At 39.9% G+C, this 14,995-nt stretch carries 10 protein-coding genes and 1 riboswitch; of the genes, 9 read left to right on the top strand and 1 reads right to left on the bottom strand.

Annotation, left to right across the window (positions count from 1 at the left end):
* On the bottom strand, nt 1-330 hold a 330-nt coding region (locus DNK84_RS11805; RefSeq protein WP_208123235.1), incomplete at its 3' end, for a transposase.
* Nucleotides 331-947: 617 nt separating this feature from the next.
* On the opposite strand from DNK84_RS11805, the gene DNK84_RS11815 reads away from it, so the two are divergent.
* The 9 genes from DNK84_RS11815 to DNK84_RS11855 form a co-directional block, all read left to right on the top strand.
* Entirely contained in the window at nt 948-2,696 is a 1,749-nt protein-coding gene (locus DNK84_RS11815) for a TolC family protein (RefSeq protein WP_119344697.1), read from the top strand.
* 128 nt (nt 2,697-2,824) lie between these two features.
* Nucleotides 2,825-3,649 carry an efflux RND transporter periplasmic adaptor subunit gene (locus tag DNK84_RS11820; protein WP_162902427.1) on the top strand — a complete coding sequence of 275 codons (825 nt, stop codon included), beginning with the start codon at nt 2,825-2,827 and terminating at the stop codon, nt 3,647-3,649.
* Between the two features lie 12 nt (nt 3,650-3,661).
* Nucleotides 3,662-5,005 carry an efflux RND transporter periplasmic adaptor subunit gene (locus DNK84_RS11825; protein ID WP_119344699.1) on the top strand — a complete coding sequence of 448 codons (1,344 nt, stop codon included), beginning with the start codon at nt 3,662-3,664 and terminating at the stop codon, nt 5,003-5,005.
* Nucleotides 5,006-5,008: 3 nt separating this feature from the next.
* Nucleotides 5,009-7,192: an HlyD family efflux transporter periplasmic adaptor subunit gene (locus DNK84_RS11830; RefSeq protein WP_119344700.1), complete on the top strand. Its 2,184-nt coding sequence runs from the start codon at nt 5,009-5,011 to the stop codon at nt 7,190-7,192.
* A gap of 56 nt (nt 7,193-7,248) precedes the next feature.
* A riboswitch (FMN riboswitch) is annotated at nt 7,249-7,396 on the top strand.
* A 204-nt stretch (nt 7,397-7,600) separates the two neighbouring features.
* Nucleotides 7,601-8,674: a bifunctional diaminohydroxyphosphoribosylaminopyrimidine deaminase/5-amino-6-(5-phosphoribosylamino)uracil reductase RibD gene (ribD, locus tag DNK84_RS11835; RefSeq protein WP_119344701.1), complete on the top strand. Its 1,074-nt coding sequence runs from the start codon at nt 7,601-7,603 to the stop codon at nt 8,672-8,674.
* On the top strand, nt 8,667-9,272 hold the full coding sequence (ribE, locus tag DNK84_RS11840; RefSeq protein WP_119344702.1) for a riboflavin synthase: 606 nt from the start codon (nt 8,667-8,669) through the stop codon (nt 9,270-9,272). The genes ribD and ribE overlap by 8 nt, the downstream gene beginning before the upstream one ends.
* Nucleotides 9,256-10,461, top strand: coding sequence for a 3,4-dihydroxy-2-butanone-4-phosphate synthase (ribB, locus tag DNK84_RS11845; protein ID WP_119344703.1), 1,206 nt, complete (start codon nt 9,256-9,258; stop codon nt 10,459-10,461). The genes ribE and ribB overlap by 17 nt, the downstream gene beginning before the upstream one ends.
* 17 nt (nt 10,462-10,478) lie before the next feature.
* On the top strand, nt 10,479-10,931 hold the full coding sequence (ribH, locus tag DNK84_RS11850; protein ID WP_119344704.1) for a 6,7-dimethyl-8-ribityllumazine synthase: 453 nt from the start codon (nt 10,479-10,481) through the stop codon (nt 10,929-10,931).
* A gap of 290 nt (nt 10,932-11,221) precedes the next feature.
* On the top strand, nt 11,222-14,995 hold a 3,774-nt coding region (locus tag DNK84_RS11855; protein ID WP_119344705.1), incomplete at its 3' end, for a DUF4347 domain-containing protein.

Consider the following 14,995-nt stretch of genomic DNA (forward strand, 5'->3'; position numbering starts at 1 on the left):
CAAACCTTCAATCCGCGTGCTTCGCTTGGGAACAAGTACAGGATCAAATTCACCTGAGCGATCACGAGGCACATCAATTTCCAATAGGCCATCTTCTGTTATTACGCTTTTTCGTGCCGTGCCGTTACGTGCATTAGCAGAATCGCTACGTTCATGCCTGTCATAACCAAGATGCGCCTTTAGTTCACCTTGTAAAGCACGTTCAACCAGACCTTTGGTTAATTGCTTCAATACGCCATCTGATTTAAATAGATTGGATAAATCAGCACCTGATTCGACAATGAGATCAAGCGCTTGATCTAATGCTTTGTTTTGTTCTTTGTTTTTCATCTTTCGTCCTTAGATTATACGTTTTAACCATTATAACCTATGAAAGAATTTACACAGTTATTTCAATACTCCCCATTAACTGAAATTATGCACTTCCCATTTTTGTATATTACTTCAGGGGCTTCTCATTCATTCTGCCTGGCTGGTCACACCAATATTCTCAGTGCTGTAATTCCGGAAAAGCAAAATGTTGGCGAGAATCCATGCCAGAGTCATTCCTTTCCAATAACGGTTTGAGCCGCATGCATAGGCTGGTTCAATTGCAGAAAACCTAAAAGGATAGCTTTTTGGTTTTGGCCATAACTGCCTTGAGCGCCCAACGATTATCACGTGGGTCCCCGCCAGGCGACGATGACTCTGCAATTAATTGTCACGCTTGAAAAACGGGTTGAACGATATGTATTATATAGCCAGACAGGAGAATCACTCAAGCCTATTTGCGAATTTCTGTATTGCAGGGCTATTAAAATTCTTAGTTAAACTCAGCAGATGTAACACATGCCTTCCATTTTGCTTTTTTTTTCAGTATTTTAGCCAAATAAGCTGGCTTTTTTTTTGCAAAAATGAATACGGTTTCCTATAGTTTACAATAAGTTTAGGGAACGTGGATTTAGAACATGAAAATACTAACTCGAAATAAAAGCAAAATCAAAGTAGGTATAAAATCACTGCCATTGATTATTTTAGGAACAATTCTAACCGGGTGTAGTATTACACCTAAAGCTGTGGATGATGAAGCGCAATTGAACAATACGTATAAAGAGCTATATCAGACATTAAACGCACAGCAGTCAATTAATCACAAAATCACACTTTCTGAAGCGATTGCACGGACATTGAAATATAATCTTGATCATCGAGTGCAACAAGCACAGTTAATGCTAGAGTCAGGTAATTTAAAAGCAGCATATATGGAAATGTTGCCGGCATTAAATGCTGAAGTTGGTTATAGCTTTAGAAATAATGAGCTGATCCAAAACTTGGTGAGTAATGGGCAGGTTGTTCCAGGTGATCAAAGCTTTACACCAAGGGAGATTTTAACACAATCCTATGGCTTGGAGTGGAGTATACTGGATTTAGGCTTAAGCTATACACGCGCACAGCAACAGGCTAATCGTGTGATGATTGCAGAAGAAGAAAGGCGCAAAATTGTGCAACAGCTTATCCAGGAAGTGATGACCGCTTATTGGAAAGCATGGACTGCGCAATCAATGCTAAAAGAAGTCGAGCAGTTTAAAGCGCGTGCTGAGTTGGCACTTGAGCGCTCCAAAAAGGCTGCTAGTAAAAAAGCAAGCACGCCACAGGTAGAGCTGGATTATCAACAAGTGATTATTAAAGCGATCCGTAAAATTAATCAGTTAAATTCGCAGATTATTGATGCAAGAGCAAATTTAGTGAGATTAATGAATGCTGCACCTAATAGTAAATTTGAATTAACGGATCCAGGTAAGAACTTATCAGAGTTGCCAGATATTCAACCACAGTTTGAAAAAATGGATACCTTGGCATTAATTTATCGTCCTGAGTTACGTCAGGCATCTTATCAATCAGAGATTGCGAAAAAAGGCATTCAGGCTGCAATTATTAATATGCTACCGGGTATTGACTTTAATTTTGGTTATAACGTTACAAACAATGAGTATATGAAAAACCAATACTGGTGGGGTGGTAATATTGGCGCTTCTTTGAATTTGATTCAAACTGTATTGGCAGGCCCCTATGCGATTAAGCTTGCAAATGAAGCACACAGCTTTGAGCAATTAAAGCAAATTGCTGCAACGGTAACAGTACTCACACAAATCCGGGTTGCTTATATGAATTACTTGCTATGGCAGGAAGATGCAAAATATGCAACACAAGAAGCAAATGTGTCAACAAAACTTTATGAACACAGTAAAAAACTTGAAAAAGTTGACCAAGGGATTGAGCAGATTACCATTCGTCGAGGTATTGAGGCGATTGTTTCACAATTTGACAGGAATATCACATTAGCACGTGCACATGAGGCACTTTCTAAACTTTATCAATCCATTGGGTTAGATATGATGCCTGTTGATGCGCGTAATTTGCCGCTTGATCAGCTTGAGGATAAAGTCAAAGCAATGCTTAAAGCACAAAACCAAGGGGAATTTAATACCGAAATCAATAAAGCGTATGCCAAAGTTGAACCTGTTTTAGCAAAAATCAGACAGGAAATAGCGCAAGAGCAACAAAAAGCAGCGCTAGCAGATAATAATGCAAAAGAAGCAAAATCAGCAGAAAAGGTAACACAGCCATTAAACCCTTTCCAGGTTAGCCGTTGTGCTGTGAATTATACATCTGGCAAAGGTGAACAACCAATACAATGCTGGCTGGATGGACTCTAATCAAACCTTCTGGATAAATCAAACGGAAGGTGATTACACAGTATTTTTAATCTTATTCAATGCGCAAACACACAAAAGCGCGATTAAATGGGAAGCTTATTAAAGATAGATACATGGAGAACACTAGGATGGTTTGTTTAATAAAGAAAAGCACGCGATCAAAAATAATCAGCCTGATATGGCTGATTTTATTTTTATTCATGCTGTGCTTTATTACATCAGCATCTGCTGCGCTTAAACCTTCATTTGATATTCAAGAGGAGACAACAAGTTACGCCGTGTTATCCCCTGTGCAAAAAGCAAAGCTTGCAAGCCCAATGACAGGTACAATACAGCAGATTAATTTTAGACCAGGTGATACATTTAAAAAGGGAGATATACTGGTTAAATTTGACTGTGAAGAAGTTGACCTTAAGGTAGAGCGGGCACAGGCGAAATTTGAGGAATCCAAGGCGCAACTGAAAAGTATTGAAGAGTTAGCACAATTAAACTCAGCCAGTAATCTTGAGCTTGCCAAGGCAAAAAGTGAATATAAAATATCAAAATCTGAGCTTAATATTTTAATGTACCAACAGCGGCAATGTGTTGTTAAAGCACCTTATGATGGAGAGGTGATACAGGAATCAGCTCAGGCGCATGAGACACTGCAAGTTGGAGATCCTTTGATTGAGATTGTTAATCGTCAGAAGCTTGATATTAAAGTTTATATTCCTTCAATCTGGCTTAAATCGGTTAAAGTTGGTAGCACTTTTAAGCTTGTTTTGGATGAAAGGCCTGATATAACATTTACTGCACAGGTCAATAAAATCGTGAGTAACATTGACCCGGCAAGCCAGTCAGTACTTATTTATGGTGAGATTGCCTCACCTATAGAAGCCATTGATTCACTTTTCTCAGGTATGAGTGGTATTGCTTACTTTGATCTTGGAAAGCATCACAATACAAACAATTAAGGTATATGGATTATGACAGATGTGCTGGTGAGCCTTCTTGCAATGCAGCAAGAGTTACGTGGAATAAAAAAGTTAGATGAATTGGCTTTTTTTATTACACATCAAACAAGAACGATTGTGCCTTATGATCGCAGTGTTTCCTGGTCATGTTATGGTGCCAAATATATTCATGTTCGTTCAATTTCCGGGGTAACACAGCTAAATAAGCATAGTAACTATCAACTTAAATGTAACCAGTTCTTATCTGCTTTACTTTTGCAATACCCAAACCCAGATGCAAGTAAATCAATTGCTGTAAACTATGATGATGCGCCAGGAGCGTTACAGGATAACTGGGTCCCAAATTTAGGTAAACATGTCTTATGTAAATTCTTTACCAATAAATATAACCAGATTATTGGTGGTATGTTGATCGCCAGAGATGCGGAGATTTTAGAGTCAGAAATCAACCGTTTTGACTGGATTAGTGATGCATACGCAGATGCCTGGCTTCAATTAAGCAGACCCGTTACATTTTGGGGGAAAGTGCGTTATTACTTTACGTTGAAAAAGACGATTATCTGGAGTATTGTTATTATTTTGCTGGCGTTGATGTTTATTCGTGTGCCACAAAGCGTTATCGCACCGGCCTCTATTGTGCCAAAAGATCCTTATATTGTTACCGTACCAATGGATGGTGTGATCGAGAATATTGTGGTCAAGCCAGAGCAGAAAGTTAAACAAGGTGCGCTTTTATTTACGATGGATAAACGGGATCTTTTAAATTCTAATGAGTTAGCAAAAAGGCAGCTTGCTACAGCGCTAGCCAAATATAAAACAGCTATGCAGGCAAGTTTTGATGAGGTTGATAAACGCGCTGAAATTAATGTCTTACTTGCTGAGGTCAGAGAGAAAAGATTAGAAGTCGACTATACCAATCATTTGTTGCAGGAATCTGATGTTACGACACCGGTTTCAGGTGTTGTGGTTCTGGATGAGCCAAGCCGCTGGATAGGTAAACCTGTGTCAACGGGTGAGAATGTGATGCAGATCGCATATCCTGATAATATAGAGATTGAAATATGGCTGCCGGTATCTGATGCCATTAATTTTAAACCAGGTGATGAGGTCAAGCTCTTTTTGAATGCTGACCCATTAAATCCTATTTATGGCAAAATTGTCTACAGCAGTTTTGAAGCCTCGATCACGGCGTCACAGGTATTAGCTTATCAGGTTATTGCAAGCATTGATCCAAAACAGCTTCATGCCAGAATTGGAAGCCAAGGGGTTGCTAAAATCATTGGAGAGCGGGTCAGTCTATTCTATTATTTGTTTAGAAAGCCAATCACAACATTACGACAATTCTTTGGGTGGTAAAACATGATATTGTCAACCGCGGGGAACTTACCAGAAATACTTCCAGCATTAAGGTCAGATGTTAAAATAGAACAAGGTGGCCAGGATTTTAACCAGTCACCAACCTGGTTAATTCATGATATGGTAAATAATAAATTTTTCCATATTGGTTGGAAAGAGTATGAAATTTTAAAATATTGGGATGCTATTTCACCAGATGAGTTATTAGCCAAGATTAAAAAATCATCTTTGGCTGAAGTTGATGAAAATGATTTAGAAAAAGTGCTTAAGTTTTTGATGCTTCATTGCCTGGTTGAGCAAGGCTATAGTGAGCTTCGAGCTATTCGGCAACGACAAGAATCCAGTAAGCCACACTGGCTTTTGCGCCTCACCAAAAATTATCTCTTTTTTAGAATACCTTTAGTACATCCCAATGCATTCTTGGATAAAATATATCCTTACTGTCGTTTTGTTTTAACGCGCTATTTTGGCATATTTATGGCCATATTTGCTTTTATTGGATTATTATTTCTTTTGCGTGAATGGGATCAATTTGCCAATACTTTTTTTGATTTATTCTCATTTAGATATATCGTCCTTTATATTATTGCTTTGGTGTTTGCCAAGACATGTCATGAATTTGGGCACGCGTTGATGTGCAAAAAATATGGTTTAAATGTGCCAAGCATGGGGATTGCTTTTTTGGTGCTTTTCCCCATGCTTTATACCGATACGACAGAAAGCTGGAAAATCAATGACCCAAAGCATCGGGTGACGATCTCACTGGCTGGGGTATTAATGGAAGTTTATATTGCCATTTTGGCTTTGTGGTTATGGCTTATTCTGCCAGATGGGGTGCTTAAAAGCATTTGCTTTTTTTTGGCAACTTATAGTTTGTTAACCACATTAATTATTAATATCAGCCCCTTTTTACGCTTTGATGGTTATTATGTGTTATCAGATTTAATGAGTATGCGAAATCTTCAAACCAGAAGCTTTGCCTTGACACGCTGGCGGTTACGAAAAATGCTGTTTGGTTTGTCTGATCCTGCGCCTGAAAAATTTACGGTTGCAAGGCAACGTGTATTAATCATCTATGCGGTACTAACCTGGGTATATCGTTTTTTCCTGTTTTTATCAATCGCCTTTGTTGTTTATTATTTGTTCTTTAAGCTTTTAGGTATCATCCTGTTTATTATTGAGATTATCTATTTCATTCTTCAACCGATTTATCGGGAATTAAAAATCTGGTGGCAATTAAGAAAGGATATTCGTTTTAACCGCAACACATTAATTTTTTCAATCGTTTTTTTGTGCCTGTTAGGATTGCTTTTTGTTCCATGGCAAAGTACCGTAAGCCTGCCGGCAACCTTGTCATATCACAGCCAAAAAGTATTCAGCAAGATCCCGGCAAAAGTGGAAAATATTTACATTAAAAAAGGGGACTTTGTGCAAAAAGGACAAGTCCTTGTTGAGCTTAGCTCTACGGCATTACAGTTTAAAATAGACCAAGAGCGTCAAAAGCTTATGCGCTTTTCCTGGTTATTGCGAAACAGTTTATTATTACAGCAAAAACAAGCGCAAAAAAATGTACTTGAAAATGAGCTAAGACAATCAAAAACAAAGCTTAATCAGCTTTACAAAGAGCAACAGGATCTCGTCATTAAAGCGCCTTTTTCTGGTGTTATTGAATCATTATCCGAGGATATGAAAAAAGGTGCGTGGCTTAAAAAGCGCCAAGCCATGCTGGTGATTGTTGATCCAAGTCGTATTTATTTGCAGGCATATATTGATGAAGATAGTCATCAAAGCCTAAAACGCGATCAAGAAGGCGAGTTTGTCCCTGAAAATATTGATTTTGAGAAAATACCAGTTAAGGTGAAAAGAATCGAGAATGTCAATGTTGATGAACTATACCAAAAAGATGAAGATAAAGATCATCTAAGCTTTATTCGCGCCTCAGCACCGCTTGGGGCATATCATGCCTCGAATCTGGGGGGAAGTATTGTCACAAACACAGATCAAGAAGGTCAAAGTAAACCACAAAACAGTGTATTTTTATTGCTGCTTGAACCTGCGCAAAAAATTGATTATGCACTGCCACATGTAATGCGTGGTAAAGTATTTATCGATGTTGATCGCAAGTCTCTGGCAGGGCGGTTATGGCGGCGTATATTGATGCTTTGGGTAAAAGAAAGTGGATTTTAAAGGATGCTTGTTGTGACAATAGACTTTTCTTTTCTTAATCAATATAATCGCATTAATGAAATCTTCAGGGCGGGGTGAAATTCCCCACCGGTGGTATTTTGCATAGGCAAACAGCCCACGAGCGCTTTTGAGTCATTCAAAAGGTCAGCAGATCTGGTGAGAAGCCAGAGCCGACGGTTACAGTCCGGATGAAAGAAGATAGAAATTGACTTATAATGAAGCGATTGAAGCTTTTATTTGTATAGCTGCCAGCGGTTTTTTTTGATTGCTTTGCAGCATGGTAATAGCTTTAGCGTTAAATAGTAAGTCAAGGGTGTAGTTTTATATATCTTATATTAAACTGAAAAAGCCCCGCTTCTATTTCGATTTTATCCTGCCCTGAGTGTGAACACAAAAGGGTAAGCGATTATGTTATCAGTTGAACACTTTTATATGCAGCAAGCATTAATGTTGGCAAAGCGCGGCTATTTAACCGTTTCACCTAATCCAATGGTCGGTTGCATTATCGTTAAAAATGGTCAGATTATTGGTGAGGGTTGGCATCAATATGCCGGGGGTGATCATGCTGAGATAATGGCATTAAAGCAAGCAGGAGAGAAGGCAGTAGATGCAACGGTTTATGTGACACTTGAACCTTGTTGTCATCAAGGAAGGACCGGCGCTTGTACAGATGCACTGATCAAGGCAGGTGTTAAAAAAGTTGTGATCGCTACGAAAGACCCAAATCCTTGTGTTTCAGGTTTGGGAATACAGATATTAAAAGCACATCAAATAGAAGTAGTGGTTGGTATTGAACGTGAGAAAGCTTGCACATTAAATAAGATCTTTTTTTACTTTTACCAGCACAAAAAGCCTTATGTTGTTGCAAAATGGGGTATGTCTGTTGATGGGCAGCTCACGGTTGCAAAAAGTGATACAAAGCAAATTACCAATGCATTATCTCAGCAAAGTGTACACAATTTGCGAAATCGCTTAGATGCGGTGATTGTTGGCGCAAAAACGGTACTTGATGATAATCCGCTTTTAACGGTAAGACATACAGATGCTGATATTATTAATCAGCCTTTACGTGTTGTTGTTTCTGCCTCAGGGGCTTTGCCATTAGATGCGCATGTATTTAATACAACAGTTGCAAAAACAATATTATTTTGTGGCGAGCAAACAGATGAAAACGTACTTCATAGACTAAGCCAAAAAGGTGTCGAATGCATCAAGCTTGCGCTTAACCAATCAGGCAGGCTTTCTATTCAGACAATGCTGGTTATATTGGCAGAAAAAGGTATTACCAGCATCTTGGTTGAAGGTGGCCAGAAGCTTCATGAGGCATTTTTTCGTGAAGGCTTGGTCAATGAAGTACATGGGTTTATAGCGCCTGTTTTAATCAATGGGTTTCATCAAAAAAGACCACTTAATCGACTGGATCGATATTGGGTGGATAACGATGTTTTATTTCGTGGTGAATTGGAGGAAAGTTATGTTTAGTGGCATTGTACAAGAAATAGGTGTTATCAACAGGCTTGAGAAAAAAGCAGACCTTCTAACACTTTGGGTTAAGTTTTCTCAAGCACATCAATGTCGTATTGGTGATAGTGTTGCGATTAATGGTATATGTTTAACCGTTGTAGAGGTGGATGAGCAGCAGGCGTGTTTTGAAGCGGTTGCTGAAACCTTACAAAAAACAAATTTAGCTTATTTATCTGACAAGGACTATGTCAATATTGAGCTTAGTCTTCGCTATGGCGATTTTATCGGTGGACATATGGTGCAAGGGCATGTTGATGGTGTTGGTGAGATCCGTTTCATTGAATTACAAGGTGATGCACTTTTGGTTGGTATTAATGCAGATAAAAATATCCTTTGCTATCTGGTCAATAAAGGCTTTGTCGCAATAGATGGTATGAGTATTACCGTGATTGATGTGTTCGATCAATATTTTACGGTGACATTTATCCCGCATACACAAAAAAGCACCATTGTTCAGCATTATCAGGTTGGCATGAAAGTAAATCTTGAGGCTGATCCTATTGGTAAACACATACACACTTATATGGAGAAATACCGTTATGTATCAGAAAATTAAAAAACGTGTTGAGCGCGCGCTTGAAAGTCTAAAAAATGGCAAAGCCGTTATTGTTGTTGATGATGAAATACGTGAAAATGAGGGAGATTTGATTTTTCCAGGTCAGCTGGTTGATGCTGAAAAAATAAATTTTATGTTGCAACACACAAGCGGTATTGTCTGCTTGGCGGTTTCACCTGAACATGCAAAACAACTTGGTTTGGCGCCGATGGTGAAAACAGATGATAACACCAGTCAATACAAAACGCCTTTTACCGTAACCATAGAAGCAAAAGAAGGTGTAACAACTGGGGTGTCTGCCTTTGATCGTGCACATACCATTGCTGTTGCTTCTAACCCAAGTGCGACAGCAAGTGAGCTTAATAAGCCAGGGCATATTTTCCCTTTGATTGCCAATGCTTATGGTGTATTAGAGCGCCAAGGACATACTGAAGCCAGTGTTGATCTGGTTTCTATGGCAGGATTTCATCCAGCAGGTGTTTTGTGCGAGCTTATGAACAAAGATGGCTCGATGATGAAAGGTGAGCAGATTACACGCTTTGCAAAAAAACATGATATCAATGTTTTAAGCATAGAAGATATAAGGTTATATCGCTTATCTAAAGAGGTATTTATCGACAAGGCTGTATCCACACCAATTCATTTTGATAAATATGGATTATTGGATATGCATGTATTTGTCGATCCTATCAGTCAAAAAGAAATTAAGGTATTGAGTAAAAACATCAATGAAAACCCATTGGTACGGATTCACTCATCGTGCATTACTGGCGATTTGTTTGGCTCATTAAAGTGTGATTGTCAATCTCAGTTGCATCATGCATTAGCACAGATTTCTGTACATGGAGGTATTTTAATTTATTTGGATCAAGAGGGTCGTGATATTGGTCTTATCAATAAGTTAAAAGCCTATGAGCTTCAACGCACAAAAGGATTAAATACAATAGAAGCAAATAAAGCCTTAAACCTTCCTGTGGATAATCGTAATTATGATTCGGCTATTCAGGTTTTGCGCTATTTTAACCTTACATCTTGTCAGTTGCTATCCAACAGCCCAGAAAAACTAAAAGCACTTCAAGCAGCAGGTATTTCAGTGCTTACTGTTGGATCAGCATCAAAGGTTCATCAATTGAATCGGGCTTATCTTGAAGTTAAGAAACTACAGTTAAAACATACTATAACCATGTAAAAGGAGTATAACCATCTATGAAAATTGCAATTGCAGTTAGTGAGTTTAATCATTTAATCACGGATAAATTATTACAAGGCGCACTGGATGAGGCAGAAAATCAAGGCATTACCACACCCTTTGTTGTGAAGGTTCCTGGGGCGGTTGAATTACCTTTTGCCGCACAACAGTTAGCCAAAACAAAAAAGTATGATGCAATCGTGCTTTTAGGCTGTGTTATTCGTGGTCAGACAGATCATTATGATTATGTCTGCCAACAGGTATCACAAGGCACACAACAGGTAATGATGCACTATGATCTTCCGGTGATTTTTGGTGTGTTGACAACGCATGATAAAGAACAGGCGTTAGCGCGTTCTGGGGGTGAGCGCGGTAATAAAGGTGCTTATGCTGTTAATGCCGCGATTGAAATGGCGCGTTTACAAGCTGATTTACGGGTTGGAAAGATGTACAGATATAGCGCTTCGTAAAATGTGAAGGGAGAAGACTGGTTTGTAAGTGGTATATGGTCGAGTAGGATGATTTTCTATTGCTGTTTTCTGCAATAATTGCTGAAAATATGAAGTGAAGCAAGACAAAATCTCACATTACGATGTTAAAAAAACCATAGAATAATGGATCAAAACTTATACAAAAAGCGTTTTCTTCGTTTTGTGTATTATTTGCACGAGCACTATACTTGAATTGTTAAAGAATAAATGTATAGAGGTGCCCACTTATGTTGAAGCTCAACAAATTAGCTCAGAGAATGCGCGATTTTATGAAAAACGCGCCTGGTGATGAAAAGCTATCTCAACCATCATTAATGCAGGAACTGGAGTCTCGCTACATGTATGATGGTGCGGCGATTGCGACAATAGATCAATCTGTAGATTTAGCTGATGGTGTCAGTGCACAAGAACATGAAACGATGCTTGAAGCCATCGAAAAAAATGACAATGTTAAGGCGACAGAGAGTTTGTTAAAGGCAATTGGCTCTGATATCGAAAATTTAGCAATTGATTATAGCCAATTCAAAGAGGTTATAATCATTGATAGTCGTGTGCAGGATCCACATATATTAATAGGTAATGTTTCTCGTGATACAGCGATTGAGGTAATTTTACCAGATGAGGATGGTGTTGACCAGGTTGCAAACATTATGCAGAAATACCAAAGTTTAGACGGGTTGCATATTATTTCACATGGTAACCAGGGTGAGCTTCAGCTAGGCAATATGACGTTAAATAGCGACAACTTGTTAGACTATCAAGAACAATTAGCCCTCTGGGGCCAATCGCTGGCCTTAACAGGTGACATATTATTCTACGGCTGTAACGTTGCTGAAGGTGCTAAGGGCCAGGTATTTATCCAGCAACTAACAGAATTAACAAAAGCTGATATTGCAGCATCAACCGATGCAACAGGTGCACAAAGCGTAAATGCTGATGGCGTACTGGAATACCAGGCAGGCGAGGTTGAAATTTCAGAGATCGTTCTGTTTACCGGTTATAACAACCAACTTGCAGCGCCGGTTAACACCATTGGTGACTATGTTGAACAACTTGGCGCCGACATTGATGGCAGTCAGGCAGAAGAGCAGTCAGGAGCTTCTGTTTCATTAAGTGATGACGGTACCATTATGGCTATTGGTGCGCCAAAGTATGATAACAGTGGTGTAAATGCAGGCAGGGTCAGCATCTATGAGTGGGACAGTGTTAACAGTCTCTGGGCACAACGAGGCAGCGATATTGAAGGAACATTAGGGAATGGCAACTTTGGAAGATCTATTTCCTTAAGCGCAGATGGCAATACTATTGCTATTGGCGCAGAAGACGCGAATTTTGGCACAGGGCTTGTCAGGGTTTATACTTGGGATGGCAGTAGCTGGGGGCAAATGGGAAGTGATTTTAATGGATCAGCATCTTTGGATCTTTTAGGTTCATCTGTTTCATTGAGCCAAGATGGGACAACACTTGCTATTGGAACAGCAGGAGCCGATAACAGCGCCTCAGAGGCAGGGCGGGTCAACATTTACGACTGGAATGGCAGCAGCTGGGTGCAGCGAGGTACTGCGATAGATGGGGGCGCGTCGGGTAATAATTTGGGTTTTTCCGCTGTATTAAGTGATGATGGTAACACCATCGCCATTGGCTCTCCTTTTGCCGATGGTATCAACGGCACAGATTCAGGGTATGTACAGATTTATGATTGGAATGGTAGTGTCTGGGTGCAAAGAGGAAATAATATAGAAGGCTCAGGTAGTGGCGGACAGGCAGGTAAAACCATATCATTAAGTGCAGATGGTAATACCATAGCTATGAATGATGTAGATAGTTTTATTCCAGTTGGTAAAGTTTATAATTGGAATGGCAGTACCTGGGTGCAACAAGGCAGCAATATAACAGATCAGTCTGCAAGTAATGGGTTTGCATATGCAATTAGTTTAAGCTCAGATGGTGCGACAATCGCTGTTTCTGATACAGAATTTACTAACTTTGAGGACCCAAATGGTTTCAACATGGGTAAGGTCTATATGTACCAGTGGAATGGTAGTGAGTGGGAGCAAGCTAGTACAATAACAGACTCTGTAACTGAGAATGATGCTAAATTCGGATATTCAGTTTCACTAAGCGCAGATGGCAGCAAATTGGCTGCAGGAACACCGTATCCATCAGGTTCTGCTACAGCGACAGGCCATGCAGGCGTCTATCAGTTTTCATCAGGGTCAAGTTTAACAACAGACCAGGGAGTCTCTTTAGCAATAAACAATATCTCGGTATCGGATCCTGACTTTGATTTAGAGAAAGTTCGACTTCAGGTAACAGGGGGGACCCTGACCGTCACAGAGAATGAATTTGTAACAGTTATTGAGGGTAGCAATAATAGTAACGATTTAACGATTGGTGGCGATCCAAATATGATTAATGATGTTTTGGCAACCCTGGTTTATCAGAATAATGAAGGTTTTTCAGGTACAGACACGCTGACAATAACCTCTACCGATTTTGAGACAGCAACAGATATCGATACAATGACGATAGAAGTCGTTGCAGCCAATCTTCCTCCAGAAGCGTCAAATAACACGGTGACAACGAATGAAGATACTGCCTATACATTTACAGCCGCGGATTTTAATTACACTGACTCAAACAATGATGAAATGGCCAGTGTTGAAGTCACCACGTTGGTAAGCGTGGGAAGTTTACAGCTAAATGGTAGTGGTGTGACATTAAATCAGGTGATTAGTAAAGCGGATATTGATGCTGGGTTATTGGTGTTTACCCCAGCACAAGATGCCAATGGTGCCGGATATGACAGCTTTGGCTTTAGTGTCAATGATGGCACGGCTGATTCTTCGTCAACCTATACAATGACAGTCGATGTGACTGCGGTGAATGATGCGCCAACGGCGGCGAATAATACGGTGACTACCAGTGAAGATACGGCCTATACGTTTAGTGCAAGTGACTTTAACTTTGCCGATGTGGATGGTGATAGTCTGGCCAGTGTTCAAATCACAACATTAGAGAGCGTTGGTAGTTTGCAGTTGAATGGCTCCGATGTCACTTTAAATCAAGTCATTAGCAAAACGGATATTGATGCCGGGTTATTGGTGTTTACTCCAGCACAAGATGCCAATGGTGCCGGATATGACAGTTTTGGCTTTAGTGTCAATGATGGCACGGCTGACTCTGCATCGAGTCACACCCTGAGCATTGATGTGACTGCGGTGAATGATGCGCCAACGGCGGCGAATAATACGGTCACCACCAGTGAAGATACGGCCTATACGTTTAGTGCAAATGACTTTAACTTTGCTGATGTGGATGGTGATACGTTGGCAAACATTCAAATTAAAGTGGTAGAAACGGTTGGGGATTTGAAGCTTAATGGTTCAGACGTATTTTATAATCAAACGATTAGTAAAGCCGACCTTGATGCAGGTAAGTTAACTTTTACTTCAGATCCTGATGCCAATGGTAGCAGCTATGACAGTTTTGCCTTTAATGTAAGCGATGGTACCACAAATTCCACCTCAAGTTACACCCTGAGTATTGATGTGACTGCGGTGAATGATGCACCTGTATTAACAGCCGGTGGCACACTAAATTATGTGGAGAACACTGCTGCTTCAGTGATTGATAGCACGATTACGCTGAGTGATATTGATGATACAAATATTGAAAGTGCGACGGTGACGATCAGTGGCAATTTTGCTTCAGGGGAAGACGTTTTAGGTTTTAGTGATACGGTAAATATTACTGGCAGCTATAATGCATCGACAGGTGTTTTAACCTTAACAGGAAGTGACACACTGGCAGCCTATCAAAGTGCATTAAGAAGTGTGACCTATGAAAACACGTCTGAAAATCCAGATACGAATGCCAGAACAATCAGCTGGGTAGTCAATGATGGTGACGATAATGCCACAGCAGTTACCAGCACAGTAAATGTCACCGCGGTCAATGATGCGCCTGTGTTGACGGCAGGTGGTACACTAAATTATGTGGAGAACGCTGCTGCTTCAGTGATTGATAGCACGATTACGCTG

The organism is Facilibium subflavum (genome assembly GCF_003574485.1).
Classification (GTDB): domain Bacteria; phylum Pseudomonadota; class Gammaproteobacteria; order Francisellales; family Francisellaceae; genus Facilibium; species Facilibium subflavum.

Excerpts from the sequence above, each read along its gene's own strand:
- DNK84_RS11815 (WP_119344697.1), top strand. The coding sequence starts at position 948 with ATGAAAATACTAACTCGAAATAAAAGCAAAATCAAAGTAGGTATAAAA.
- DNK84_RS11820 (WP_162902427.1), top strand. The coding sequence starts at position 2,825 with ATGGTTTGTTTAATAAAGAAAAGCACGCGATCAAAAATAATCAGCCTG.
- DNK84_RS11825 (WP_119344699.1), top strand. The coding sequence starts at position 3,662 with ATGACAGATGTGCTGGTGAGCCTTCTTGCAATGCAGCAAGAGTTACGT.
- DNK84_RS11830 (WP_119344700.1), top strand. The coding sequence starts at position 5,009 with ATGATATTGTCAACCGCGGGGAACTTACCAGAAATACTTCCAGCATTA.
- ribD (WP_119344701.1), top strand. The coding sequence starts at position 7,601 with ATGTTATCAGTTGAACACTTTTATATGCAGCAAGCATTAATGTTGGCA.
- ribE (WP_119344702.1), top strand. The coding sequence starts at position 8,667 with ATGTTTAGTGGCATTGTACAAGAAATAGGTGTTATCAACAGGCTTGAG.
- ribB (WP_119344703.1), top strand. The coding sequence starts at position 9,256 with ATGTATCAGAAAATTAAAAAACGTGTTGAGCGCGCGCTTGAAAGTCTA.
- ribH (WP_119344704.1), top strand. The coding sequence starts at position 10,479 with ATGAAAATTGCAATTGCAGTTAGTGAGTTTAATCATTTAATCACGGAT.